At 59.2% G+C, this 24183-nt stretch carries 27 protein-coding genes; 16 read left to right on the top strand and 11 right to left on the bottom strand.

The genetic code is table 11. From position 1 onward, the window contains the following. Positions 1 to 31: 31 nt before the first annotated feature. From ACA051_RS09700 to ACA051_RS09730, 7 genes are all read right to left on the bottom strand, one after another. Positions 32 to 661: a LysE family translocator gene (locus ACA051_RS09700; protein ID WP_497309414.1), complete on the bottom strand. Its 630-nt coding sequence runs from the start codon at positions 659 to 661 to the stop codon at positions 32 to 34. A gap of 72 nt (positions 662 to 733) precedes the next feature. Further along, the gene (locus tag ACA051_RS09705; protein WP_042932677.1) at positions 734 to 2083 is read right to left on the bottom strand and encodes an NCS2 family permease; all 1350 of its coding nucleotides are present in this window, start codon (positions 2081 to 2083) and stop codon (positions 734 to 736) included. 336 nt (positions 2084 to 2419) lie between these two features. Beyond that, positions 2420 to 2791 (bottom strand): glutathione S-transferase N-terminal domain-containing protein, encoded by a 372-nt coding sequence (locus tag ACA051_RS09710; protein WP_497309416.1) that lies wholly within the window; start codon positions 2789 to 2791, stop codon positions 2420 to 2422. A gap of 101 nt (positions 2792 to 2892) precedes the next feature. Next, a complete protein-coding gene (gene folE / locus ACA051_RS09715; RefSeq protein WP_003204506.1) occupies positions 2893 to 3438 on the bottom strand; it encodes a GTP cyclohydrolase I FolE in 546 nt (181 codons plus the stop codon). Between the two features lie 77 nt (positions 3439 to 3515). Next, on the bottom strand, positions 3516 to 4073 hold the full coding sequence (locus ACA051_RS09720; protein WP_497374508.1) for a Smr/MutS family protein: 558 nt from the start codon (positions 4071 to 4073) through the stop codon (positions 3516 to 3518). Between the two features lie 87 nt (positions 4074 to 4160). Then, entirely contained in the window at positions 4161 to 4481 is a 321-nt protein-coding gene (locus tag ACA051_RS09725; RefSeq protein ID WP_010456650.1) for a hypothetical protein, read from the bottom strand. Between the two features lie 130 nt (positions 4482 to 4611). After that, positions 4612 to 5202, bottom strand: a complete 591-nt coding sequence (locus ACA051_RS09730) for a cysteine hydrolase family protein (RefSeq protein WP_497374511.1) — start codon at positions 5200 to 5202, stop codon at positions 4612 to 4614. 238 nt (positions 5203 to 5440) lie between these two features. Between ACA051_RS09730 and prmB the strand changes: the two genes are divergently transcribed. After that, positions 5441 to 6349, top strand: coding sequence for a 50S ribosomal protein L3 N(5)-glutamine methyltransferase (gene prmB / locus ACA051_RS09735; RefSeq protein WP_497309422.1), 909 nt, complete (start codon positions 5441 to 5443; stop codon positions 6347 to 6349). A 126-nt stretch (positions 6350 to 6475) separates the two neighbouring features. On the opposite strand, the gene ACA051_RS09740 is transcribed toward prmB, so the two are convergent. Then, entirely contained in the window at positions 6476 to 7267 is a 792-nt protein-coding gene (locus ACA051_RS09740; protein ID WP_497309423.1) for a hypothetical protein, read from the bottom strand. A 99-nt stretch (positions 7268 to 7366) separates the two neighbouring features. Further along, a complete protein-coding gene (locus ACA051_RS09745) occupies positions 7367 to 8320 on the bottom strand; it encodes an alpha/beta hydrolase (protein ID WP_497309425.1) in 954 nt (317 codons plus the stop codon). Between the two features lie 129 nt (positions 8321 to 8449). Here ACA051_RS09745 and aroC point away from each other — a divergent pair, with 129 nt between their 5' ends. The 5 genes from aroC to mtnC all read left to right on the top strand — a co-directional run bounded on the left by aroC (position 8450) and on the right by mtnC (position 12769). Next, the gene (gene aroC, locus ACA051_RS09750; RefSeq protein ID WP_497374513.1) at positions 8450 to 9541 is read left to right on the top strand and encodes a chorismate synthase; all 1092 of its coding nucleotides are present in this window, start codon (positions 8450 to 8452) and stop codon (positions 9539 to 9541) included. 177 nt (positions 9542 to 9718) lie between these two features. After that, on the top strand, positions 9719 to 10864 hold the full coding sequence (locus tag ACA051_RS09755; RefSeq protein WP_497374515.1) for an MFS transporter: 1146 nt from the start codon (positions 9719 to 9721) through the stop codon (positions 10862 to 10864). Continuing rightward, positions 10861 to 11487 carry a methylthioribulose 1-phosphate dehydratase gene (locus ACA051_RS09760; RefSeq protein WP_497374517.1) on the top strand — a complete coding sequence of 209 codons (627 nt, stop codon included), beginning with the start codon at positions 10861 to 10863 and terminating at the stop codon, positions 11485 to 11487. The genes ACA051_RS09755 and ACA051_RS09760 overlap by 4 nt, the downstream gene beginning before the upstream one ends. 48 nt (positions 11488 to 11535) lie before the next feature. Beyond that, positions 11536 to 12081, top strand: a complete 546-nt coding sequence (locus ACA051_RS09765) for a 1,2-dihydroxy-3-keto-5-methylthiopentene dioxygenase (protein WP_259150911.1) — start codon at positions 11536 to 11538, stop codon at positions 12079 to 12081. 4 nt (positions 12082 to 12085) lie between these two features. Continuing rightward, the gene (gene mtnC / locus ACA051_RS09770; protein ID WP_497309431.1) at positions 12086 to 12769 is read left to right on the top strand and encodes an acireductone synthase; all 684 of its coding nucleotides are present in this window, start codon (positions 12086 to 12088) and stop codon (positions 12767 to 12769) included. Positions 12770 to 12970: 201 nt separating this feature from the next. On the opposite strand, the gene ACA051_RS09775 is transcribed toward mtnC, so the two are convergent. Beyond that, positions 12971 to 13249: a DUF3509 domain-containing protein gene (locus tag ACA051_RS09775; protein ID WP_090181818.1), complete on the bottom strand. Its 279-nt coding sequence runs from the start codon at positions 13247 to 13249 to the stop codon at positions 12971 to 12973. Positions 13250 to 13592: 343 nt separating this feature from the next. Between ACA051_RS09775 and ACA051_RS09780 the strand changes: the two genes are divergently transcribed. From ACA051_RS09780 to ACA051_RS09825, 10 genes are all read left to right on the top strand, one after another. Beyond that, positions 13593 to 15419, top strand: coding sequence for a long-chain-acyl-CoA synthetase (locus ACA051_RS09780; protein ID WP_497374519.1), 1827 nt, complete (start codon positions 13593 to 13595; stop codon positions 15417 to 15419). 112 nt (positions 15420 to 15531) lie between these two features. Beyond that, positions 15532 to 16050: an ankyrin repeat domain-containing protein gene (locus ACA051_RS09785; protein WP_169856727.1), complete on the top strand. Its 519-nt coding sequence runs from the start codon at positions 15532 to 15534 to the stop codon at positions 16048 to 16050. A 244-nt stretch (positions 16051 to 16294) separates the two neighbouring features. Continuing rightward, the gene (locus ACA051_RS09790) at positions 16295 to 16825 is read left to right on the top strand and encodes a hypothetical protein (RefSeq protein ID WP_497374521.1); all 531 of its coding nucleotides are present in this window, start codon (positions 16295 to 16297) and stop codon (positions 16823 to 16825) included. Positions 16826 to 16889: 64 nt separating this feature from the next. Continuing rightward, entirely contained in the window at positions 16890 to 17081 is a 192-nt protein-coding gene (locus ACA051_RS09795; protein WP_010456621.1) for a PLDc N-terminal domain-containing protein, read from the top strand. Between the two features lie 251 nt (positions 17082 to 17332). Beyond that, positions 17333 to 18208, top strand: coding sequence for a polyamine aminopropyltransferase (speE, locus tag ACA051_RS09800; RefSeq protein WP_497309436.1), 876 nt, complete (start codon positions 17333 to 17335; stop codon positions 18206 to 18208). A 227-nt stretch (positions 18209 to 18435) separates the two neighbouring features. Beyond that, positions 18436 to 18669, top strand: coding sequence for a hypothetical protein (locus tag ACA051_RS09805; protein WP_477793103.1), 234 nt, complete (start codon positions 18436 to 18438; stop codon positions 18667 to 18669). A gap of 213 nt (positions 18670 to 18882) precedes the next feature. Further along, positions 18883 to 19224, top strand: a complete 342-nt coding sequence (locus ACA051_RS09810; protein WP_219095560.1) for a ribonuclease E inhibitor RraB — start codon at positions 18883 to 18885, stop codon at positions 19222 to 19224. Positions 19225 to 19624: 400 nt separating this feature from the next. After that, the gene (locus tag ACA051_RS09815) at positions 19625 to 21034 is read left to right on the top strand and encodes a circularly permuted type 2 ATP-grasp protein (RefSeq protein WP_017337349.1); all 1410 of its coding nucleotides are present in this window, start codon (positions 19625 to 19627) and stop codon (positions 21032 to 21034) included. 12 nt (positions 21035 to 21046) lie between these two features. Further along, positions 21047 to 21997, top strand: coding sequence for an alpha-E domain-containing protein (locus ACA051_RS09820; RefSeq protein ID WP_131062458.1), 951 nt, complete (start codon positions 21047 to 21049; stop codon positions 21995 to 21997). Continuing rightward, positions 21994 to 22809: a transglutaminase family protein gene (locus ACA051_RS09825; RefSeq protein WP_497374523.1), complete on the top strand. Its 816-nt coding sequence runs from the start codon at positions 21994 to 21996 to the stop codon at positions 22807 to 22809. The genes ACA051_RS09820 and ACA051_RS09825 overlap by 4 nt, the downstream gene beginning before the upstream one ends. A gap of 120 nt (positions 22810 to 22929) precedes the next feature. Here the strand turns inward: ACA051_RS09825 and ACA051_RS09830 are convergent, their stop codons facing one another. After that, complete coding sequence (locus ACA051_RS09830) at positions 22930 to 23751, bottom strand: c-type cytochrome (protein WP_497310561.1); 822 nt, start codon at positions 23749 to 23751, stop codon at positions 22930 to 22932. Positions 23752 to 24183: the final 432 nt, after the last annotated feature.

A 24183-nucleotide genomic window follows, 5' to 3' on the forward strand; every position in this document is an offset into this window, starting at 1 on the left:
GATCAAGTGTTCCAGTAATAGCGCGATCCGATTAGTGATTGCTTAATAAGGAGGCTGCACCCGCACCACTGAAGAGTCCTGCGCTCACTCGGTTAAACCAACTTTGTCCCTTGCCACTGCGCAGATATTTCGCTGCGCCATGAGCGCCCAGCCCATAGGCCAACTTGCACAGCAGATCCAGCACAGTCCAGGTCGCGATCATCACCAGCAATTGCGGCAGGAACGGTTGTCCGGCGCTCAAAAACTGCGGCAGGAAAGCAGCAAAGAACAAAATATCCTTCGGATTGCTCGCGCCTAACACGAATGCGCGTCCGAACAGGGCGCGAAAACGCGGCACCGGCGCTGCCTGGGGCACTTCAGCGCCTACCGAAGGCTGGCGCGATTGCTGCCAGCTCTGCCAGGCGAGGTAGAACAGGTACAGCGCACCGACGATTTTCAGCACACTGAACAGCTGTTCCGACGCCAGCAACAGCGCGCCCAGCCCCAGCGCGGAGGCACTGAGCAAGCAGATCGAAGCAATCACGCCCCCCAGGAACGCCGGGTAAGACCGGCGCAAACCGAAATTCAGACTGTTGCTGATCATCAGCAATGACAGGGGCCCCGGGATCAGGATCACCACCAGCGCAGCGCCGCTGAACAGCAGCCAGGTTTCCAGACTCATCACTTTCCTCCATTTGTGCAAAAGCCCCACCCGACGGGGTGAGGCTGATTTGAAACGCTTACGGCGTAACGCTTACAAGAAAATAAACTTGGCGATGAAGATCGCGCACAGCACCCACAAACTGACGGAAATTTCCTTGTGCTTACCGGTGAAGGCCTTCAGCACCACGTAAGTGATAAAACCCAGCGCGATACCATCGGCGACCGAGAAGGTAAGCGGCATCATGATCGCAGTGACGATCGCCGGAATGCTGTCGGTCGCTTCGTCCCATTCGATGTGCGCCATGCCGCCCATCATCAGCATTGCCACATAAATCAGCGCACCGGCCGTTGCATAAGCGGGGATCATGCCCGCCAGCGGAGCGAAGAACATGGCTGCAATAAATAACACACCTACGGTGACGGCGGTAAGACCAGTCCGACCACCCGCCGCTACGCCAGCGGCACTTTCCACGTAGCTTGTGACTGGCGGGACGCCGACCACCGCACCAAACACGCTGGAAGCACTGTCGGCTTTCATGGCGCGGGAAAGGTTTTCGATGCGGCCGTCCGCGTTCACCAGATTGGCGCGCTGGGCCACGCCCATCAAGGTGCCGGCGGTGTCGAACATGTGCACGAAGAGGAAGGCCAACACCACGCTGATCATGCTGACGTTGAACACGCCGGCGACGTTCATGGCCATCCAGGTGGGCGCCAGGCTTGGCGGAGCAGACATGATGCCTTCGTAGTGGACGAGGCCCAGGCCCCAGCCCGCGAGGGTCACGGTGATGATGCTGATGAGGATTGCACCGAACACTTTGTGGTAGCTGAGCACGGCGATCATCAGAAAGCAGATGGCGGCCAGCAACGGGCCGGGCTCGCGCAGGGAGCCGAGCTTGATCAGGGTGGCCGGGCTATCCACGACGATGCCCGCGGTTTTCAGGCCGATCAACCCAAGAAATAACCCCACGCCGGCGCCCATGGCGTAGCGCAGACTCACAGGAATGCTGTTGAGCAACCATTCGCGAATCCGCGAAAAGGTCAGGAACATGAACAACACACCGGAAACAAACACCGCGCCAAGGGCGGTTTCCCAGTTGTAGCCCATGGTGCCGACCACGGTGTAAGTGAAGAAGGCGTTCAGCCCCATGCCCGGTGCCAGGCCAACCGGCCAGTTGGCGTACAGGCCCATTAACAGGCAACCCAGCGCTGCCGCGATGCAGGTCGCGACGAACGCGGCACCGTGATCGATCCCGGCGTCGGCCATGATGTTGGGGTTGACGAAGATGATGTAGGCCATGGTGATGAAGGTTGTCAGACCAGCGATCAGCTCGGTCTTCACCGTGGTGCCGTGCAAGCTGAGTTTGAAGATGCGCTCAAGCAAGCCATTACGTAACGGCGGCGAGAGTTCCAGCGTCGGGGCTTCGGATTTGCGGCTTTCCACAGCGAATACTCCTCAAGAGTTTTATTGTTATTTCCAGGGCCGGACCCATGAGGGTGGCAGCGGCCCATTGAGGCATTTGCGAATTTGTTGACCGGTCAGTCAGGAACTCGCACGAAGTGGATTATGCTTTTGTATACAAATAAAGCAAATAATGTTTTTGGTTTTGTAGACGAAAAGTTTGGCAATAGGGATATATCGCCGGGAGGGATGCCTTCGTCGTGCCGCTGGCCGAACCCGGCCTGCATCAGAAACAGGCGACGAAAACGGCGCGAGGGGAGGGTAGAAACAAATAAACCGGCCAACGGGCCGGTTTATTTTTGTCCGAAATCCGCCGTGTCAGGCGGCCGCGAACCGCTTATCCAGATATTCAATAATCACCTTGGACTCATACATCCAAGTGGTCTGCCCATTTTCTTCAATGCGCAGGCACGGCACCTTGATCTTGCCGCCTTGTTCGAGAAGGGTCTGGCGATCCTGTTCGTTGTTCTTTGCATCGCGCAACGCCACCGGCACATTCAGGCGACGCAGGGTGCGACGGGTTTTCACGCAGAACGGGCAGGCGTGGAACTGATACAGCGTCAGGTCCTTGGCGGCCGTTTCGACCTGAGCCTGAGCGGCGGCGGGGCGCTGCTTCTTGCCTGGGCGGGTAATGAAGTCGATGAAGATGATCAGTTGGCCAAGGCCGACACGAAGCGCTTTTACGAACACGGAATAAGCCTCACAGGGCGAACGGAAGGCGCGCAGCTTACCTGATTTTTCACAGGCGAAAAAAAACCGGCGATGAATGCCGGTTTTCTTCGTGTAACCAATTACTTGATCAGGCTGAGAAACTCGCTGCGGGTGGCGGCGTTTTCGCGGAACTCACCGAGCATCACCGAAGTGATCATTGACGAATTCTGTTTCTCCACACCGCGCATCATCATGCACATGTGTTTGGCCTCGATCACTACAGCAACGCCCAGGGCGCCGGTGACTTGCTGGACCGCATCGGCGATCTGGCGGCTGAGGTTTTCCTGGATCTGCAGGCGGCGGGCGTACATATCGACGATCCGCGCGACTTTCGACAGGCCCAACACTTTGCCGCTCGGGATGTAGGCGACGTGAGCCTTGCCGATGAACGGCAGCAGATGGTGTTCGCACAACGAGTAAAGCTCGATGTCCTTGACCAGCACCATTTCGCTGTTGTCGGAGCTGAACAAGGCACCGTTGGTGACTTCTTCCAGTGTCTGTTCATAGCCGCGGCAGAGGTACTGCATGGCTTTGGCGGCACGCTTTGGCGTGTCGAGCAGGCCCTCGCGGGAGACGTCCTCGCCCAGTTGGCCGAGAATCGCGGTGTAATTCTGTTCCAGGGACATGAAACTACCTGTGGGGATTTTCGCAAAGGGCAAGGGTACGGTGGCAAACACGGCGCTGCAAGCGTGAAGCGACAGCTTTACTCGTCGCGACCTTCCATCATGGTCCGTTTGAGCATCACATAAACCGCGCCGGCACCGCCATGTTTCGGTTGGCACGAGGTGAAGCCAAGCACCTGGGAATGCTGACGCAACCATGTGTTGACGTGGCTTTTGATCATCGGCCGCTTGCCGTCCAGACGCACGGCTTTGCCGTGGGTGACACGCACACAGCGGATTTCGAATTTGGTGGCTTCAGCCAGAAACGCCCAGAGGGTTTCCCGGGCTTTTTCCACTGTCGTCCCATGCAGGTCGAGGCTGCCTTCGAACGGAATCTGTCCGACCTTGAGCTTGCGCATCTGGCTTTCCTGAACACCGTCACGGGCCCACATCAACTCGTCTTCCGGGCCGACGTCGATAACGAACTGATCGGACAGACCATCAACGGTGGTGGCATCGGTGCGAACGGTCGCGGCTTGGCGCAGCTTGGCGATTTGCGCGCGGTCGGCCTTGGGTTTGCCGGTGTCGGCGCGATCGTGCTTGATCGGCTTGACGCCTTGGATCGCACTTTTGAACAGGGAAAAATCGTCGTCTTGCATGTCAGCCTCCGCGAAGGGCGGCCAGTTTACCCAAGTCGAGGCGCTATCCATAACAATTGAGGCCCGCCAAAAAGTCGGGCCTTCGATTCAATCGTGTTTTTTCATCAGGTGCGGGGACATGTTCAGCTCTCGTGACTGGCGAGAACGACGCCGGCAGCGACGCCACAGCCACACACCGATATAAAGCACGAACAGGCCAACGGCCAGAATGATCGCCGAGCCCAGCGGACTGGCATTCAATTCGCCCAGGGCCGGGGGGCGGCCGAGCAGGCTGGCGGCACCGGCCATTGCCAGCAACACACCGCACGTCGCCAGCAAGGCAGCAAAGGCTGCGCCGAATCGAAAACGCCAGTTGCGTTGGCCCTTGGGCCGCAAGCGGCGTGCGTCAAAACCATCGGATAGCTTCATTCCGACCTTCCTCAATGGGTATCGGCCCTTCGACCGGGAGTTGTCCGGGTTGTTCCTGAGGCTAAGTCAATTGCAGCAAATGAGAGGCTTTTGCGGATGAGCGGCGGTATTGACCGCTCTTCGAGGCCGATCAGATCAGTTCGTGAGTGAGCGCGAGGGTGGCGAAGTTGTCCGCCATGATCGCCATTTCGGTGTGCTGAACATGCTCGGCAGTGAGTACGCCACCCTTGTAGGGCAGATCGCGAGTTGCGCAGGCGTCTTCAACCAGGGTGCAGCGAAAGCCCAGGTTCTTTGCCGCACGCACGGTGGTGCTGACGCTGGAGTGACTCATGAAGCCGCACACGATCAGGTCCAGCGAACCAAGGTTCTGCAAGCGTTCCAGCAATTCGGTGCCGTGAAACGCACTCGGCAGCAGTTTGCCGATAATGGTTTCGTCCGCCTGTGGTTCAAGCCCCGGGATAAACTCACCGCGCTCGCCCTGTGGATCGAACAGCCCGCCGACGGTGCCGAGATGACGCACATGCATGATCGGACGACCGGCTGCACGGGCAGCGGCCACCAGTTGCTTGATGTTCGCGACGGCAGCATCCATGCCAGTCAGGGCCAGCGGGCCGCTGAGGTATTCTTTCTGGGCATCGATGATGACAAGGGTCGCATGACCCAGATTGGCTGCTGCGTAACCGCGGCCGCTGAGTTGAAACATCGTTTTTGGAACTGACATTCTGGGGCTCCTTGGAGTGGGGCTTTTGCGACATTGTCCTCTGGCTGAGCGGTTCTGTGAATCGCTACTATCGTAGGCGCCGTCGTTGCTGGCGTGCAGCCTTGTCAAGATGCAGGTTTTGTTCAATAGCCAACAGCAAAAATGGATATGTCCTACATCTGATCCGCTGTTTTCCCGCGTCGTCGTGGCGCGTTTTGGCTGTTAGAATCGCCAGTCGTTTTTTCTGGAGTTTGCCCCTGTGATTACTTCCCGCCTTCGTACCCTGCGTGACCATATCCGTTGGGCCGTCAGCCGCTTCCATGGGGAGGATCTGTTTTTCGGCCATGGGACCGACAACGCCTGGGACGAAGCCCGTCAACTGGTGTTGGGTGCCTTGCACTTGCCGTGGGAAATATCCGACAGCTACCTTGACTGCAACCTGGAAGAGGACGAGTTGGTCAACCTGCAGCGCATGCTCAAGCGCCGTATCGAAGAGCGTATTCCGACTGCTTACCTGCTGGGCGAAGCGTGGTTTTGTGGCATGTCGTTCATTGTCGACGAGCGTGTGTTGATCCCGCGTTCACCGATTGGCGAGCTGATCGAAAAACGTTTCGAGCCGTGGTTGGGCGCCGAGCCTGCGCGGATTCTCGACCTGTGCACCGGTTCCGGTTGCATCGGTATCGCCTGCGCCTACGAGTTCCAGAACGCCGAAGTGGTGCTGGCCGATCTTTCGTTCGAAGCGCTGGAAGTGGCCAACCAGAACATCGAGCGCCATGGCGTTGATGAGCGGGTGTATACCGTTCAGGGTGATGGGTTTGACGGTTTGCCGGGTCAGCGTTTTGACCTGATCGTGTCGAACCCGCCTTACGTTGACGCGGAAGATTTCGCCGACATGCCCGACGAATATCAGCATGAACCTGAACTGGGTCTGGCCTGCGGTGATGATGGCCTGAACCTGGTGCGACGGATGCTCGCTGAGGCAGCGGATCACTTGACCGAGAAGGGCTTGCTGATAGTTGAAGTGGGCAACAGCCAGGTTCACGTCGAGGGGCTGTACCCAGAGGTCGACTTCGCCTGGCTCGATTTCGAGCGCGGCGGGCATGGTGTGTTCATGTTGAGCGCGGAGCAGTGCCGCGATCATCAGGCCCTGTTCGCGTCCCGCGTCTGACTTTAGGGCGCTTTCGCGGGCAAGCCTCGCTCCTACAGGTCTTGTGTGTGCCGCATCATTTGGGCACGACGCAGAATCTGTAGGAGCGAGGCTTGCCCGCGAAGGCCGCGCCACGGTCTCAGATCGTTACCGGTGCGTAGCAATCCAGATCAACAACCCCGCCTGAAACACCGCAAACGCCACCAGGCATGTAATGGTAAAGCGCAGCCCGGCGTCTTCACGCTTGTACTTGCTGACCTTCTCTTCGTGCTTCTTCAGCTTCACTTCCTGCTCGGCCAGGTTCTGATCGGCCTGTTGAAGCATCTGCGCGGCTTCGAGGATTTCCACCACTTGCAGCTTCTCGCTGTTCCAATCACCCACCAGATCCTCGACCTGAACTTCTTTGACGCTGCCTTTCAAATGCTGGGCGTCGGCGTAGACCACCTCAAAACCATGCGACTTCAGGAAGTGATCGCGGCGCAGGCGCGTGTCTTCGTTCAACGCATCTTTATTGTTCAGATCGGTGCCGTCGACGGTGTAGCCGGGCCAACGTTTCTTCGCCCAGGTAATCCCTTGAGCGGCCATGAACCGGCCGATGCCACGGTTCATCGGTTCAATCTGCAAGCCGCTTTCGGGCTCGAAATGCACACGCTTGGCGGTGTGATCGACCCACACGTCCAGATGATTCTGCTCTTTGCGTACGCGCTGGCCGGGCAGCTTGATGCTCATGCGCATCAGGCTGTGGTCCTTGCTGTGGCGGTCGGCGTAACCGAATTCGACAAAGCGTAACGGCCGCCCACCGGTATTGCGGTCGGTTTGCAGCGGCGCCAGACGGAGCATCTTGTGGTGCTCGACGTGAACGTCCGCCCACGGCAGCTCGACCGCTGGCGGTGCGTCTTTTTCAGCGGTCGTGTCAGGTGAAGTCTGGGTATCAGTCATAACGGCGAGATCCTGTCCAAGCTCTGCTTGTCGTCAGTCATAGCGCTGGCGACAAAGGCTTATCGGCCGTTTTTTTCAGGACTGGAGGGTTAGTAGTGGCTAACTGGTGCGAAGTCCGTCAATAAACCCGAGGATTCGCGCGCCGAGTTCAGCGGCCAAGGGCAATTGCGGGTCCTTGTAAGAGGCCATTTGCCGTTTTACATCGTTGGGCACGATGCGCATGACGTGGTTCATGCCTTCGATCAGCGCCAGTTCAGCGTCCGGTTTGGCCGCCTTGAGCATCCTGGCGTCACCGACGCCGACCTGGATGTCGTTGCTGCCCTGGATGATCAACGCCGGCATTTTCAGTTTGGCGAACGCCGCCGCCGGGTCCTGGCGGAACAGCGAAATCAGATAAGGCTGCACGCTCGGGCGGAAGATCACCTGCAACTGCGGCGGAACGTTGTCGTCAGTGTGGCCGGCCTTGAGGCTGTCGAGCAGTTCATTGCTGCGCAGCATTAGCGGCGGTGGCAGGCGATTGCTCAATTGCTGACGTAACACTTGGTCGATCGGCCGGGCACTGCCGGACATTGAGATGACCGCAGCGGCATCGACGCTCGGCGCCGCGAGGCTGGCGATCAAGGCGCCTTCGCTGTGGCCCAGCAGAATCAGCTGGCCAAAGCGCGGATCGGTTTTGAGCTTGCGGCCCCAGGCCTCGGCGTCGGCCACATAGGCCTCCACCGACAGATTGCGCTCGTCCGGCGTCGCCGCGAGGCTCGCCGCCACGCCGCGTTTGTCGTAACGCACGCTGGCGATGTTGTGTTTGGCCAGCACCCAGGCCAGCCGCTTGAGGCTGTCATTGCGGCCGCCGTCGGGGTTGTTTCCGTCACGATCCGTAGGGCCAGAGCCGGAAATGATCAGGACAACCGGCACCGGTATGTCGGATTTAGGCAACAACAGCGAGCCGAAAAGCTCTCCGGTGCCGGTATCCAAAGTGATCGGGCGTTGCAGGACAGTGGCCTGGGAAAAGCCGGTAAACAGGGTAAGGCTCAAGGCTAGAACTCGCAGCATCATCACGCCATCATTCACAAAGGTGCCGGTTGGACTCGCGGGCACCCATAAGGTTCGAGGATGAACTACTTGGGTAGCCTGCGTATACTGGCGCGCATTACGTATTCAGGTTCATTTCACGGAGCGTCCTGCATGTCCGGCAATACCTACGGCAAGCTGTTCACTGTCACCACCGCGGGCGAAAGCCATGGTCCGGCGTTGGTCGCCATTGTCGACGGCTGCCCGCCGGGGCTGGAGATTTCCCTTGAGGATCTGCAGCGCGATCTGGATCGCCGCAAACCCGGCACCAGCCGCCACACCACGCAGCGCCAGGAAGCCGACGAAGTCGAAATCCTCTCCGGCTTGTTCGAAGGTCGCACCACCGGTTGCGCCATCGGCCTGTTGATCCGCAACACTGACCAGAAGTCCAAGGACTACTCGGCGATCAAGGATCTGTTCCGTCCGGCCCACGCCGACTACACCTATCACCACAAATACGGCGAACGCGATTACCGCGGTGGCGGACGCAGCTCCGCCCGTGAAACCGCCATGCGCGTGGCCGCCGGTGCGATTGCGAAGAAATACCTGGCCACCCAGGGCATCGTCATTCGCGGCTACATGAGCCAGCTCGGCCCGATCGATATCCCGTTCAAGACCTGGGATTCGGTGGAAGATAACGCGTTCTTCTGCCCTGACCCGGACAAGGTGCCGGAGCTGGAAGCCTACATGGACCAGTTGCGTCGCGATCAGGACTCGGTCGGCGCGAAGATCACCGTCGTCGCCGAAGGCGTGATGCCAGGCCTCGGCGAGCCGATCTTCGACCGCCTCGACGCCGAACTGGCCCATGCGCTGATGAGCATCAACGCCGTGAAAGGCGTGGAAATCGGCGCCGGTTTCGCCAGCGTCGCCCAGCGCGGCACCGAACACCGCGACGAAATGACCCCGGAAGGCTTCCTAAGCAACAACGCGGGCGGTATTTTGGGCGGCATCTCGTCCGGTCAGCCGATCGTTGCGCATCTGGCCCTCAAGCCAACCTCGAGTATCACCACGCCTGGCCGCTCGATCGACATTCATGGCAACCCGGTGGACGTCATCACCAAGGGCCGTCACGACCCATGTGTCGGCATCCGCGCCACGCCGATCGCCGAAGCGATGATGGCCATCGTGCTGATGGATCACCTGTTGCGTCATCGCGGGCAGAATGCCGACGTGCGCGTGAGCACGCCGGTGCTGGGTCAGCTTTAATGGCTGACGCAGGGTCTGTACGAAAACTCGCCGAGCGGCGATCAGGCAAGGCAAAAACAGGCGAGCAAGCGGAGTGTAGGGACCTACATGAGCATTGCGAGCCTGTTTTTAACGCAGCATGATCGTCGCGCAGGCAGTTTTCGTACAGAGCCTCACAGCCGCCAGGGTCTGACGACTATGGCGGCGCTCCCGTACTGGCGGCTTTCCAGTTTCTATCTGTTCTATTTCGCCTTGCTCGGTTCGACAGCGCCGTTTCTGGCGCTGTACTTCGATCACCTGGGTTTTTCCAGCGCGCGCATTGGTGAGCTGGTGGCGATCCCGATGCTGATGCGTTGCGTGGCACCGAACATCTGGGGCTGGCTCGGTGATTACACCGGCCGGCGCCTGGCCATCGTGCGCTTTGGCGCCGTCTGCACGCTGCTGACGTTTTCGCTGATTTTCGTCAGCAAGACCTACGCCTGGCTGGCGATGGTCATGGCGTTGCATGCGTTCTTCTGGCACGCGGTGTTGCCGCAGTTCGAAGTCATCACCCTGGCGCACTTGAAAGGGCAGACGTCGCGCTACAGTCAGATCCGCCTCTGGGGGTCCATCGGTTTCATCATCACCGTGGTCGCGCTTGGCCGGATGTTCGAATGGCTGAGCCTCGACGTTTATCCGGTGGCGCTGGTGCTGATCATGGCCGGCATTGTCGTCAGCAGCCTGTGGGTGCCCAACGCTCAACCGGTTCAGGGCGAGCGCATTGCCGGAGACGGGTTTCTCAGGCAATTGCGCAATCCCGGCGTGTTGGCGTTTTACGCTTGCGTGGCGCTGATGCAGGTGAGCCACGGGCCGTATTACACCTTTTTGACCCTGCACCTCGAACGGCTCGGTTACAGTCGAGGCGTGATCGGCATGCTCTGGGCGGTCGGCGTGGTCGCCGAAGTTCTGATGTTCCTGGCCATGAGCAAAATCCTCGCGCGCTTCTCGGTGCGTCGGGTGCTGCTGGCGAGTTTCCTGCTGGCGGCCGTGCGCTGGTTGCTGCTGGGCTCGCTGGCCGAATTCCTTTGGGTGCTGCTGTTTGCCCAGGTGCTGCACGCCGCTACATTCGGCAGCTTTCACGCCGCTGCCATCCAGTTCGTGCAACGTAGCTTCGGCGCACGTCAGCAAGGACAGGGCCAGGCGCTTTATGCCGCGCTGGCCGGCACCGGCGGCGCCTTGGGTGCGTTGTATTCCGGCTACAGCTGGAATGCGCTCGGAGCCACGTTCACCTTTAGTATTGCCAGTCTCGCAGCCTTCGCCGCTGCCGTTATCATCGCCACACGCATGCAAGAGGACAGGCCATGAGCCTTACCCGTGAACACCTCGCCCAGGAAATCATCGACGCCGGGCGTTTTCTGTACGGTCGCGGCTGGTCGCCGGCCACCAGCAGCAACTACTCGACCCGTCTGTCGCCGACCGAAGCGCTGCTGACCGTGTCCGGCAAGCACAAAGGCCAGTTGGGTGTGGATGATGTGCTGGCCACCGACCTGTCGGGCAACAGCCTGGAACCGGGCAAGAAACCGTCCGCCGAAACCCTGCTGCACACCCAGCTCTACAGCTGGCGCCCGGAGATCGGCGCGGTGCTGCACACCCATTCGGTGAACGCCACGGTGCTGTCGCGCCTGACGCCGCAGGATTTCATCGAGTTCGAAGATTACGAACTGCAAAAAGCCTTCAGTGGCGTTTCGACCCACGAGTCCCGGGTGCGCGTGCCGATTTTCGACAACGATCAGGACATTGCGCGCCTCGCCGCCAAGGTGCAGCCTTGGCTTGAAGCCCACCCCGATTGCGTCGGCTACCTGATTCGCGGCCACGGCCTCTACACCTGGGGCGTGCGCATGAGCGACGCCCTGCGGCAGATCGAAGCGTTTGAATTTTTGTTCGAATGCGAGTTGAAGATGCGCTCACTCTTGAACCATAAAAGCTGAAGCGTCACGCATGAACCGCCTAGCCTGAACCGTTAAGGAGTTGCCCTGATGAGCAGCCTGTCCGTTTACCACGTCTCAAGCCCTGATATTCCGAACAAGGTGCTGACCCATTTCGAAGACATCGCCTCGACCTTGGCCGAGCAGGGCGTGCGTTTCGATCGCTGGCAAGCCACGGCGAAAATCCAGCCGGGCGCCAGCCAGGAAGAAGTCATCGCTGCTTACCAGGAACAGATCGACAAGCTGATGACCGAGCGCGGTTACGTCACCGTCGACGTGATCAGCCTGAACAGCGATCACCCGCAAAAAGCCGAACTGCGCGCCAAATTTCTCGACGAACACCGCCATGGCGAAGACGAAGTACGATTTTTCGTCGCCGGCCGTGGGCTGTTCACCCTGCACATCGACGATTACGTCTACGCGGTGCTGTGCGAGAAGAACGACCTGATCTCCGTACCGGCCGGCACGCCACACTGGTTCGACATGGGCGAGCATCCGCACTTCGTCGCGATCCGTCTGTTCAACAACCCTGAAGGCTGGGTCGCCAACTTCACCGGCGAAGACATCGCCAGCCGCTTCCCGCGTCTTGAGGACTGAACCGATGCCGATCAAAGCGATTCTCACCGACATTGAAGGCACCACCAGCGCGGTGAGTTTTGTGTTCGACGTGCTGTTTCCTTACGCTGCCAAACACCTGCCGGACTTTGTTCGCCAGCACGCCGAGCGCGCGGATGTGGCCGAGCAACTGGCCGCCGTGCGCCGCGACAGCAACGAACCGGGCGCCGACGTTGAGCGGGTAATCGAGATCCTGCTGGGCTGGATTGCCGAAGACCGCAAAGCCACGCCGCTGAAAGCGTTGCAAGGCATGGTCTGGGAGCAGGGCTATCAAGCCGGGCAGTTAAAAGGCCACGTTTACCCGGACGCCGTTGAAGCGCTCAAGCGCTGGCATCAGGACGGTTTCAAACTGTTTGTGTATTCCTCGGGCTCGATCCAGGCACAAAAGCTGATCTTCGGCTGTTCGGAGGCGGGTGATTTGTCGCCTCTGTTCAACGGCTACTTCGACACCACGTCGGGGCCCAAGCGTGAAGCGCAATCTTACGAGCGTATTACTCTAGCCATCGGGCTGGAGGCTGAGCAGATCGTGTTTCTGTCAGACATCGTCGAGGAACTGGATGCGGCGCGCATGGCCGGCATGGCCACTTGCGGGCTGGCCCGAGAAGGCGGGGAGCTGGCGGGGCATGTGACCGTCGACAGTTTTGCGCGGATTGATCCTTCTACTTTCTAAGGTCCAACCCCATAACCTGTGGGAGTGAGCCTGCTCGCGATTGCGAAGTGCTATTCAACTTAAATGTTGCCGGACACACAGCAATCGCGAGCAGGCTCACTCCCACATGGAATTGTGTAAATCCAGAAACTAAACAGGCCGTGAAGCGAACGCTTCACGGCCTGTTTTTTTACAGCGCGTTTATTTACACAACCGCAGGGTTCACGCCGAGTGATAGGTCGGCAGGGCGAACCGTTGCTGGCTTTGCAGCATGGAAATCTGCGGCAGTTCGCTGGCCTGTTCGGCCAGGTCACGGCGAATCGCACTGATGACCCACGACAACTGATCGCCGGCATGCAATTGCTGGTACGAAATCGAACGCTTGAACACTTTGCCTTCGGTACTGCGCAGGGTCAGCAGAATGCCACCATCCGGACGCGGCTGGGTGGTCACATCGAAGTTGGAGAATAGGGAGGTAAATTTTTCTTGGATCAGGCTCATGTCTATCAGCTCCGTTAGCACTTGATTGGCAAGCATGGAGAGGTAGTTGCAGTGATTGTGCCAGCACCTGAAGTTTTAAAAATCGTTATAAATCAATATCTTATATTTTTGGTGGTTTTTTGCTTTCGTGCAATCTGCATGAATGGCCATCGTGCATCCTGCATTTTGCGTGGTTGGCCTCGATTCGATGGAACCAATCACCCGCGCTGAGGTTCCCGATCTCGAACGCGCAGGCCCGGATACAAAACATTTCAAAAACCGCGTGTACAGCTCAAGAACCGCTGACGTATTTTCGGACTCATAGACCGCCGCCCGACAATAAAAAGATCGAACGGGAGCAAGCATGAGCGACACGATTACCTGGGGCATGATGCTCCGCAAGCTGCCTTCCATTGCCAAAGCCATTCCGCGTGTGGTGAAGGGCATGAAAGTCGCCAACGTCAAGGACCCGAGCCAACCGTGTGGCCTCGGTTGGACGTTCGAGCAAGCGACCTTGCGCAATCCCGATGGCCCGGCGTTGCTGCAGGGCGATGTGACGCTGACTTATGCACAGGTCAACCAGTGGGCCAATCGCATCGCCCATCACCTGATCACCCAAGGCATTCGCAAGGGCGATGTGGTGGCGGTTTTTCTCGAGAATCGTCCGGAACTGCTGGTGACGATATTGGCAGTGGCCAAGGTCGGTGCGATCAGCGCCTTGCTGAACACTTCGCAAGCCCGCGACACCCTGGCCCACAGCCTGAACCTGGTGGCGCCTGCGGCGGTCATTGTTGGTGAAGAATTGGTCCCGGCCTTCAGCGCGGTCCGCGAGCGGGTGGCGATCGAGCCGACGCGCACCTGGTTCGTCGCCGATCAAGACACCTTCCGGCATCCCGGCCATGCGCCCGACGGTTTCATCAACCTGATGAGCGCCAGCGCCCAGGCGTCCAGTGAGAATCCGGCCAGCAGCCAGCAGGTTTTTTTCGACGACCCCTGTTTCTATATCTACACCTCCGGCACCACCGGATTACCCAAGGCGGGCGTTTTCAAACACGGTCGCTGGATGCGCAGCTCCGCGAGCTTCGGCCAGATCGCCCTGAATATGCAGCCCGAGGATGTCGTGTATTGCACCTTGCCGCTGTATCACGCCACCGGGCTCTGCGTGTGTTGGGGCTCGGCAATCAGCGGCGCTGCGGGATTTGCCATCCGCCGCAAGTTCAGCGCCAGCCAGTTCTGGAACGACGTGCGCAAATACCAGGCGACCACCCTCGGTTACGTTGGCGAATTATGCCGCTACCTGGTGGATCAACCGCCCACGGCCGACGACAGCACACACCGCGTGACCAAGATGATCGGCAATGGCCTGCGGCCCGGCGCCTGGCGCGAGTTCAAGACGCGTTTTGCGGTTGAGCACATCTGTGAGCTGTACGCCGCCAGCGACGGCAATATCGGGTTCACCAACATCCTCAACTTCGACAACACCATCGGTTTTTCCCTGATGGCCTGGGAGCTGGTGGCCTACGACCACGACAGCGGCCTGCCGATTCGTGACGCAAAGGGCTTCATGCGCAAAGTCGCCAAAGGCGAGCAGGGCCTGTTGTTGGCGAGAATCGACGACAAGGCGCCGCTGGACGGTTACACCGATCCGCAGAAGACCGAAAAAGTCGTGCTCCACGACGTATTCACCCGGGGCGACCGTTACTTCAATACCGGCGATCTGCTGCGCAACATCGGTTTTGGCCATGCGCAGTTTGTTGATCGGTTGGGGGACACCTACCGCTGGAAGGGTGAGAACGTCTCGACCACCGAGGTCGAAAACATCCTGCTGCAACACCCGAATATTTCTGAAGCCGTGGCGTATGGCGTCGAAATCCACAACACCAACGGGCGTGCCGGCATGGCCGCGATCACGCCAGCCGAATCCTTGGCGACCCTGGACTTCAGCGAGTTGCTGGCGTTTGCCCGCCAGCAAATGCCCGCGTACGCGGTACCGCTTTTCCTGCGGGTGAAAGTGAAAATGGAGACCACCGGGACTTTCAAATACCAGAAGACCCGGCTCAAGGACGAAGCCTTCGACCCCGGCAAAACCGGCGATGACCCGATCTACGCCTGGCTGCCCGGCACCCAGACTTACGTGCAAGTCACTCCGCAGTTGCTGGCGGATATTCACGGCGGCGCTTTTCGTTATTGAAAGCAGCGCTATTGAATGTGGCTATGGCGGCTCTTGAGAAAAAAGAAGTGACAGCCTCGGGGCTGCTCGGGAAACTGTCGGCTTTCCCGAATGACAGACAGTGGAGTCCCCGATGTCAGACCAAAGCCGCCAGATGACCCCCGAAGAAGCCGCTGAATTTGCCGAACAGGTATTCAACAAAGCGCGCGAGGGCGATGCGGCCATGATGGCTGCGCTGCTGACCAAAGGCCTGCCGCCGAACCTGCGCAACCACAAGGGCGACACCTTGCTGATGCTCGCCGCCTACCACGGCCACGTGGAGACGGTGAAAGTGCTGCTGGAACACAAGGCCGACCCGGAAATCCGCAACGACAATGGCCAGAGCCCGATTGCCGGCGCCGCGTTCAAGGGCGACCTGGCGGTGGTCAAGGCGTTGGTTGACGGTGGTGCCCAAGTGGAAGGCTCGTCCTTCGACGGCCGCACCGCGCTGATGATGGCTGCGATGTTCAACCGCGTTGAAATCGTCGATTACCTGATCAGCAAAGGCGCCGATCCGAAAGCCAAGGATGCCAATGGCGTCACCGCGCTGGATGCCGCGAAAACCATGGGCGCCGTCGACACCACCGCGCAGTTGCAAAAATTGCTGGCCTGATCGTACACGGTCCCTTGTGGTGAGAGGCTTCTGTGGCGAGGGAGCTTGCTCCCGCTGGGCTGCGAAGCAGCCCAAAAACCAGTCACCGCAGAGGTTCAGATAGACCACAAACACCGGGATTACGACTGCTTCGCAGCCGAGCGGGAGCAAGCTCCCTCGCCACACAGTTTTGGTCTGCTCGGTAACTCTCTCCGAATGCGCTATCCTTCGCGCCCTAAAATTCACTCGCTACAGGATCCGCCCCATGAAAGCCGCACTCGTCGAACTCATCACTAAAATCAGCTCCGGGTGCATGAGCGATGAGGAAATCCTGAAAGTCGCTGAGGAAGCGGCTCAGGCCTACGCCGGTCCCGAGGCTTTTCTGACGGCCAATCCGGATATCAACTACGACGACTCCTTCCCGATTCCACTGGGCGAGTGGATTGTAGTCGGCAGCCTGCCGGAAACCGTGCTGTTCCAGGCCGACACCTACGTCGACCTGTTCGCCAAGATCGTCGCCTCGTTCGGCCCCGGTGTTGATTTCAACATCAAACCCAAGCAACTGGCCAAGACCGAAGCCCTGACCGCGCTCAACCGCATTCAGGTGCAGATGGGCAGCATGAACAAGGAAAACGGCGGTTACACGCTGATGAATTTCAGCCAGTTGCTCGACGACGAACTGCAAGTGGTATTGGTCTACGGCAACGATGTACCGCGCGTGCTCGAGTTGTGCGCTCAAGTGGGTATCATCGCCGCGCCATCGCTCGAAGCCCTGAAAATCGCGGTCCACGTTTAAATAACGGAACCCTCGCAAGGCCCGGCTATCCTAAGAGTGCACACCACTCTTAGGGAGCGACACCATGGGTTCCACGTTCAATGGCCTGATTGGCCTGATTATTCTTGTCCTGGACATCTGGGCCATCATCAACGTGCTCAAAAGTGGCGCCGACACAGGGATGAAAATCATCTGGGTGCTGCTGATCCTGCTGCTGCCGGTCCTGGGCCTGATCATCTGGGCAATCGCCGGGCCACGGGGCAACGTCCGGATCTGACCCCAACACCGCCCCCCCCCCTGTAGGAGCGAGGCTTGCCCGCGAAGAACGATTACACGGTTTAACAGAGAGACCGAGTTATCGTTCTTCGCGGGCAAGCCTCGCTGCTACAGGTATGCGGGTGTCAGAAGGTTCGACCTGTCATCTTCCGCAACGTAGAATGCGCGCCTTTCCCGGTTAATCGAGCTGATCGATTGGCCATCATGGGCGGGTAACCGTCCGTTGCCACCGCATTCATCGGAGCACTTCCCATGAGCAACATCACCACCAGCGAATACCTGGAAACCCTCTACGAAGGCTACGGCCAGCGTTTTCGCATGGAAAAACTGCTGCACGAAGTGCGCACCGAACACCAGCACCTGGTGATTTTCGAAAACCCGCGCATGGGCCGGGTCATGGCACTGGACGGCGTGATCCAGACCACCGAGGCCGACGAATTCATCTACCACGAGATGCTCACCCACGTGCCGATCCTGGCGCACGGCACCGCCAAGCGCGTGCTGATCATCGGTGGTGGCGACGGCGGCATGCTGCGTGAAGTGGCCAAGCACCGCAGCATCGAGCACATCACCATGGTCGAGATCGACGGCACCGTGGTCGACATGTGCAAGGAATTTCTGCCGAACCACTCCAAGGGTGCGTTCGATGATCCACGCCTGAACCTGGTGATCGACGACGGCATGCGTTTCGTCGCCACCACCACCGAAAAATTCGACGTGATCATTTCCGACTCCACCGACCCGATCGGTCCGGGTGAAGTGCTGTTCTCCGAAAACTTCTACCAGGCCTGCCGTCGCTGCCTGAACGAAGGCGGCATCCTGGTCACCCAGAACGGCACGCCGTTCATGCAGATCGAAGAAGTCAAAACCACCGCGGGTCGCCTGCGCAGCCTGTTCCCTGACTGGCACTTCTATCAGGCCGCGGTGCCAACCTACATCGGCGGCTCGATGACCTTTGCCTGGGGCGCGACCAACACCGCTTATCGCAAGTTGTCCCGCGAAACCCTGCAACAGCGTTTCGCCGGCAGCGGCATCATCACCCGCTACTACAACCCGGAAATCCACATCGGCGCCTTCGCCTTGCCGCAATACGTGCTGCAAGCGGTGAACAAGCCAAGCAACGACTAAACTGAAGATGTGCGCATAACCCCTTGTAGGAGCGAAGCTTGCTCGCGAAAGCGGTGCATCAGGCAATATACAAGTTGACTGATACACCGCTTTCGCGAGCAAGCTTCGCTCCTACAGGTTCCTGTATTTTTTTCATACCTGCATGCGGTAATCCGTTTGAACGATCACTCAGACCAAAAGTCCAGATGGTTGTAAGCCCATTTGCGGGTTTGATCGAGGAGGCACTGATGCAAAAGTGGAAAATCACTTTCGTAGATGATCACGGTGAAACAGTCGATGAAGTCTTTGAGTGCGACGAGTGCCCGGATAACGAGCAAGCCGCGAAACTCATCAAGGCCCGGCTCCTTCCTGTCGCCGCCGAACTGGATCTGAATGATCTGGAAGGGCGAACCGCTGATGCCAGCGTCAAAAGTCTCAAAGCCCAGAACAGCATTCAAATCCTCGGCATCACGCCAATCTGAACAACACCTGTCTCATTCTTATCCAGGCCTTGGCAGCGCCTCTGTCTTGGGGCTACTCTGCAATCGAGATCAGCGAACGGATCGCTAAGGTCTGGTCTTGTCAGCTACATGCTTGCTTCCCACCGGCAACCTGGTTGCCGCATCGCTCGCACCAATCGGTTGCGCGTGCCGGGAATACGGAAAGTCTATCCATCAATTTGAGGGGGACGTTTCATGAGCACAGCCTATCAAGAAGACATCAGCAGCAGCGTGTTGCGCCGCATGAAAGAAGGCGGTTTCGATTTTTCACGATTCCATCCCATCGAGTTCTACGCCATTTTCCCGGACGAGGAGCGGGCACGCAGGGCGGCAGGGCAATACAAGGGTGAATCCTTGAACGCGCAGATCAGTGTGCGCGATGACGGCGCATGGGCGCTCGAACTGAGCAAAGTCATGTACGCCACCTACGATGACATCGGCGATTTCGAACAGGGTTTCGAGGCGGTGGTCGAGCCTCTGGGCGGCATCCTCGAAGGGTGGGGCGTCAAGCAGGAAGTACGAGGGCGACTCGCATAACGTTATGAACAGTGACAACGCTCAGCAACGGCTGACCTTCGGGTTGGCCGTTTTCGTTTGTGGCAGCCGAAATGTCCCCTTGGCAAAACCCTGAAACAAGAATCCCGGCGCAAAAAAAAACCGCCTGAGCAGGCGGCTAAAGGGAAGTTCGGTCAGGTTTTGCAGCGGATGCGCGGATTATCCGCACCGCCGGCCGGGCAGTGAAATCAACTCTGACTATGCTGGTGATAGGCGACAACGTCGCCTTGCAATGAAGCGGGGGCGATCAGGTTGGGGCGTTTGCTGCACAGGATTGGTGCGGTGCAAACGGCGTGATTATCCAACTGGTTGATAACAAAGCGTTTCTGCCGATGGCACGGGCCTTGCGAAGCCTAGATGTCCGGGTGACAAGGAGTACGGCATGATCCGCACCTATTTTGATGAGATGTACGATGCCGGCGGCCAGGTCCGCCCGCATTATCGGGAGTTTGCCCGTTGGCTGGCCGAGACGCCTGACGAGCTCTTGGCACAACGGCGACGCGAGGCCGATCTGTTATTTCATCGCGCCGGGATTACCTTCACGCTCTACGGGGACGAGCAGGGCACAGAGCGCCTGATTCCCTTCGACACCATCCCGCGCAGCATCCCTGCCAGCGAATGGCGGATCGTCGAGCGCGGCTGCATCCAGCGAGTCAAGGCGTTGAACATGTTCCTCGCCGACCTCTACCACGAGCAGCGCATTATCAAGGCCGGCATCATCCCGGCCGAGCAAGTGCTGGCCAACGAGCAATACCAGTTGGCGATGCAAGGGCTGGATCTGCACCGCGATATCTACTCGCACATCTCCGGTGTCGATCTGGTGCGCGATGGCGACGGCACGTACTACGTGCTCGAAGACAACCTTCGTACACCCAGCGGCGTGAGCTATATGCTCGAAGACCGCAAGATGATGATGCGGCTATTTCCCGAGTTGTTCTCGGCCCAGCGCATCGCGCCGATCGACCATTATCCGAACCTGCTGCTCGACACCCTGAAAAGCTCCAGCCCGATCGATAACCCGAGCGTGGTGGTGCTGACGCCGGGTCGCTTCAACAGCGCGTTTTTCGAGCATGCATTCCTGGCGCGGGAGATGGGCGTTGAGTTGGTGGAAGGTGCGGACCTGTTCGTGCGCGACGACAAGGTGTTCATGCGTACCACAGACGGACCGAAGGCGGTCGACGTGATTTACCGTCGCCTCGACGATGCGTTCCTCGATCCGCTGGCGTTCAACCCGGACTCGATGCTCGGGGTTCCTGGGCTGCTGTCGTCCTACCGCTCCGGCAACGTGGTGCTGGCGAATGCCATCGGCACCGGGGTCGCGGACGACAAATCGGTGTATCCGTTTGTCACGGACATGATCCGTTTCTACCTGGACGAAGAGCCGATCCTGAAGAACGTGCCGACGTTCCAGTGTCGCAATCCTTCTGAGCTTTCCCACGTGCTGGCCAATCTTCCAGACTTGGTGGTCAAGGAAACCCAGGGCTCCGGCGGTTACGGAATGCTCGTGGGGCCGGCGGCGACCGCGGCGGAAATCGAGTCGTTCCGCGCGCGGATCAAAGCCAAGCCTCACGCGTATATCGCGCAACCGACGTTGTCCCTGTCGACCTGTCCGACCTTTGTCGAAAACGGCATCGCGCCACGCCATATCGACCTGCGTCCGTTTGTATTGTCTGGCCGCGAAACCCGGGTTGTGCCCGGCGGTTTGACCCGTGTCGCCCTGCGTGAAGGCTCTCTGGTGGTGAATTCCTCCCAGGGCGGCGGAACCAAGGACACCTGGGTGGTCGAGGATTGAAGGAAGCCTGCCATGTTAAGTAGAACTGCCTCGGATTTGTATTGGATGTCGCGTTACCTGGAGCGGGCGGAAAACCTCGCACGGATGCTCGACATCAGTTATTCGCTGTCGCTGATGCCGCAGGATGGTCGCGGTGACGGTCTGCACGAACTGGCCATGCCGCTACTGATCACCGGCACTCTGGACGATTACCTGGAACGCCACGGTGATTTGCACGCCGAGCGGCTGCTGCATTTCTTCGCGCTGGACGCGGCCAACCCGGCGAGCATCTACAGCTGCCTGGGCTCGGCGCGGGCCAGTGCCCATGCCGTGCGTGGCCGAATCACCGCCGATATGTGGGAAAACATCAACGCCACCTGGCTGGAGATTCGCGGGATTGCCGAACAGGGGCTGAGTCGCTACGGCATGAGCCGTTTTTGCGAGTGGATCAAGGAACGTTCCCACCTGTTCCGTGGCGCGTCCTACGGCACGATCATGCGTAACGATGCGTTCCGCTTCATTCGCCTGGGAACGTTTATCGAACGGGCCGACAACACGTTGCGCCTGCTGGACGCCCGCTACGAAATGGCCGGCGATCAAGCTGAAGCGGTTAGCGACGGCACGGCTCACGCGTATTACCAGTGGAGTGCGTTGCTGCGTGCGCTGTCCTCTTTCGAGGCCTACACCGAAATTTACCGCGACGCCCCCGGCGCCCGGCATGTGGCCGAGTTGCTGTTGCTGCGCGCCGATGTACCGCGTTCCCTGCGCGCCTGCACCGAGGAAATCGACCAGATCCTTGCCCAACTGCCGGGGGCCAATGGCCGTCCCGCGCAACGCCTGGCAGCGGAGATGGACGCGCGCCTGCGCTACACCGGCATCAACGAAATTCTCGACGAAGGCCTGCACGCCTGGCTGACCGAATTCATCCCGCTGGTGCGCCAGTTGGGTAACGCCATTCACAGTTCCTACCTGGAGGCTGCATGAGACTTTCCATTAGCCACGAAACCACCTATCACTACGAAGATCAGGTGCGGGCGAGCATCCAGTACCTGCGACTGACACCCCACGACAGCGAGCGTCAGAACGTGCTCAGTTGGCAACTTGACCTGCCGCGCCCGGTGCGAGCGCAACTCGATCCGTTCGGCAACATCCTGCATGTGCTGACCATGGACGAGCCCCACGAGGCGATCATCATTGGCGCCCGTGGCCAGGTCGACATCGACGAATTGCGCGAAGCCGAACATGAAAGCCAGTCGGCGCTTCCGTTCCTGCGCTTCACGCGCCTGACCGAAGCCGACGAAGCCCTGCGTGCGTTCGCGGAAAAGGAATGCAAAAAACGCAGGGATCGCACGGCGTTGATCGACTTGATGCATGGCCTGAATTCGCACATGACCTACACGCCGGGCTCCACCGAAGTGGACACCAGCGCCGCCCAGGCCTTCGCCGGGCGTTCGGGCGTCTGTCAGGACCACACCCACGCGTTTCTGGCTTGTGCCCGCAGCCTGGGCATTCCATCGCGTTATGTGTCGGGGTATTTGTACAGCGAGAACAGCGAACACCTGGCCAGTCACGCCTGGGCCGAAGCCTGGCTCGATGACGCTTGGTACAGCTTCGATGTGACCAATGAACTGGCCCGGCCTGAGCGGCATTTGAAACTGGCGGTGGGCCTGGATTACCTGGATGCCTGTCCGGTTCGCGGGATGCGCCGGGGCGGAGGGTGCGAGCAGATGCACGCGAAGGTGTTTGTTTCGCCGATGCCGATGCCCGCTCCGGTTTTCTCAGTCCAGCAGCAATAACCGCAACACCACAACCCCCTTGTAGGAGCGAGGCTTGCCCGCGAAGGCGTAGTGTCATTCACATTGATGTCGACTGACACTACGCCTTCGCGGGCAAGCCTCGCTCCTGCAGGGAATGGATCAGGGCTTAACCTTGCGCCCAGCCATATGCTTCAAATACCCCACCAGCATCTCCAGATCGCTATCCGGCAACACCGTCGCCGCAAACCCCGGCATCTTCGCCTGAGGCCACTGGCGCAAACTCTGCGGGTCTCGAATGTAGCGCTTCAGAAAATCCGCCCCGAAGTACTCGGTCGGGTTAAACGGAATATTCAGATCCGGCCCGAACTGCGCATCCCCGGCACCGTTCAATCGATGACAAGCCAGGCAATTTTTCTGAAACAGCGCAAAGCCTTTATTCACCGGGTCGTCGGCCTTCAAGGCAGGATCGGGCAGCAGGGCAGGGAAGCGCTCGGCCACGGGCGCCAAGCGCTTGATACTCGCCACTTGAAACGGCCATTGCTCCGGGCTGATATTGCCGGCTTGCGGATCGACCCACACCAGATAAAACGGCCCGGCACCTGGTTTCCCTTCAGATAGCGCCGGCCACGGTTTGGCCGGGTCTTCAATCGCCAGCCACGCGCGTGCGCCCTGGGCGTTCAGCAATGGCGCTGCGGACAGCTCTGCGGCAAACCCGTCCAGCGCGACGGCTTGCAGATGGTCGTCAGGCTTGATGCCCGTCAACAGGGCTGCCAAGGGAACAGCGCGATAACTCATCTCCCGCTTGTAGGAAACGTCGTCGCTGATGGTGATGGTCTGGACCTGAGGATGCTTGAGCAACTCCTCTGTCTGCCAGGTGCGACTGCTCGCGCCCAGCTCGAGGTTCAGCTGTGCGGCATACAAGGGCGTGCTGAGCAGCAAGGCCCCGAACAGAATGAGCTTTTTCAAATGATCGCCGTCCATGTCGTGGAAGTGCCGCAAAGGTTGGCACACCCACGCTGGCCCGGGTAGCGAGCCAGTCACATTTTTAAGAGGGCGATGTAAAAACCTGGCGCCGTATTATTTGAATACCGACTAGCCGATCACCTTGGTCAGGTTCGGCAAAATCAACAACAGCGTAGTGGCGAAAAGAATGAGCCCGGCTTGTCGTACTTTCGAATGTTTGAACATGGCTTGACCGCCTTTTTTGTTATTTCCTGATGCCTGCCTGCATAACTCCATGACGGCAGAGCGCTGAACGTCCTGTAAGACAAGTGCCTCGGCAAAACCCGACGACAACTTCGTACATGTTCACCTTAGAGCCCGCGTCACGCTTGGTTTAGATCCATTTCGTATGGTTTGCTTGCTTGATGCTCTTAAAAAGGTATGAGGCCTATTGCCAGCTTCTTGGGCGCC

It is taken from the genome of Pseudomonas sp. LBUM1669, from assembly GCF_059695705.1.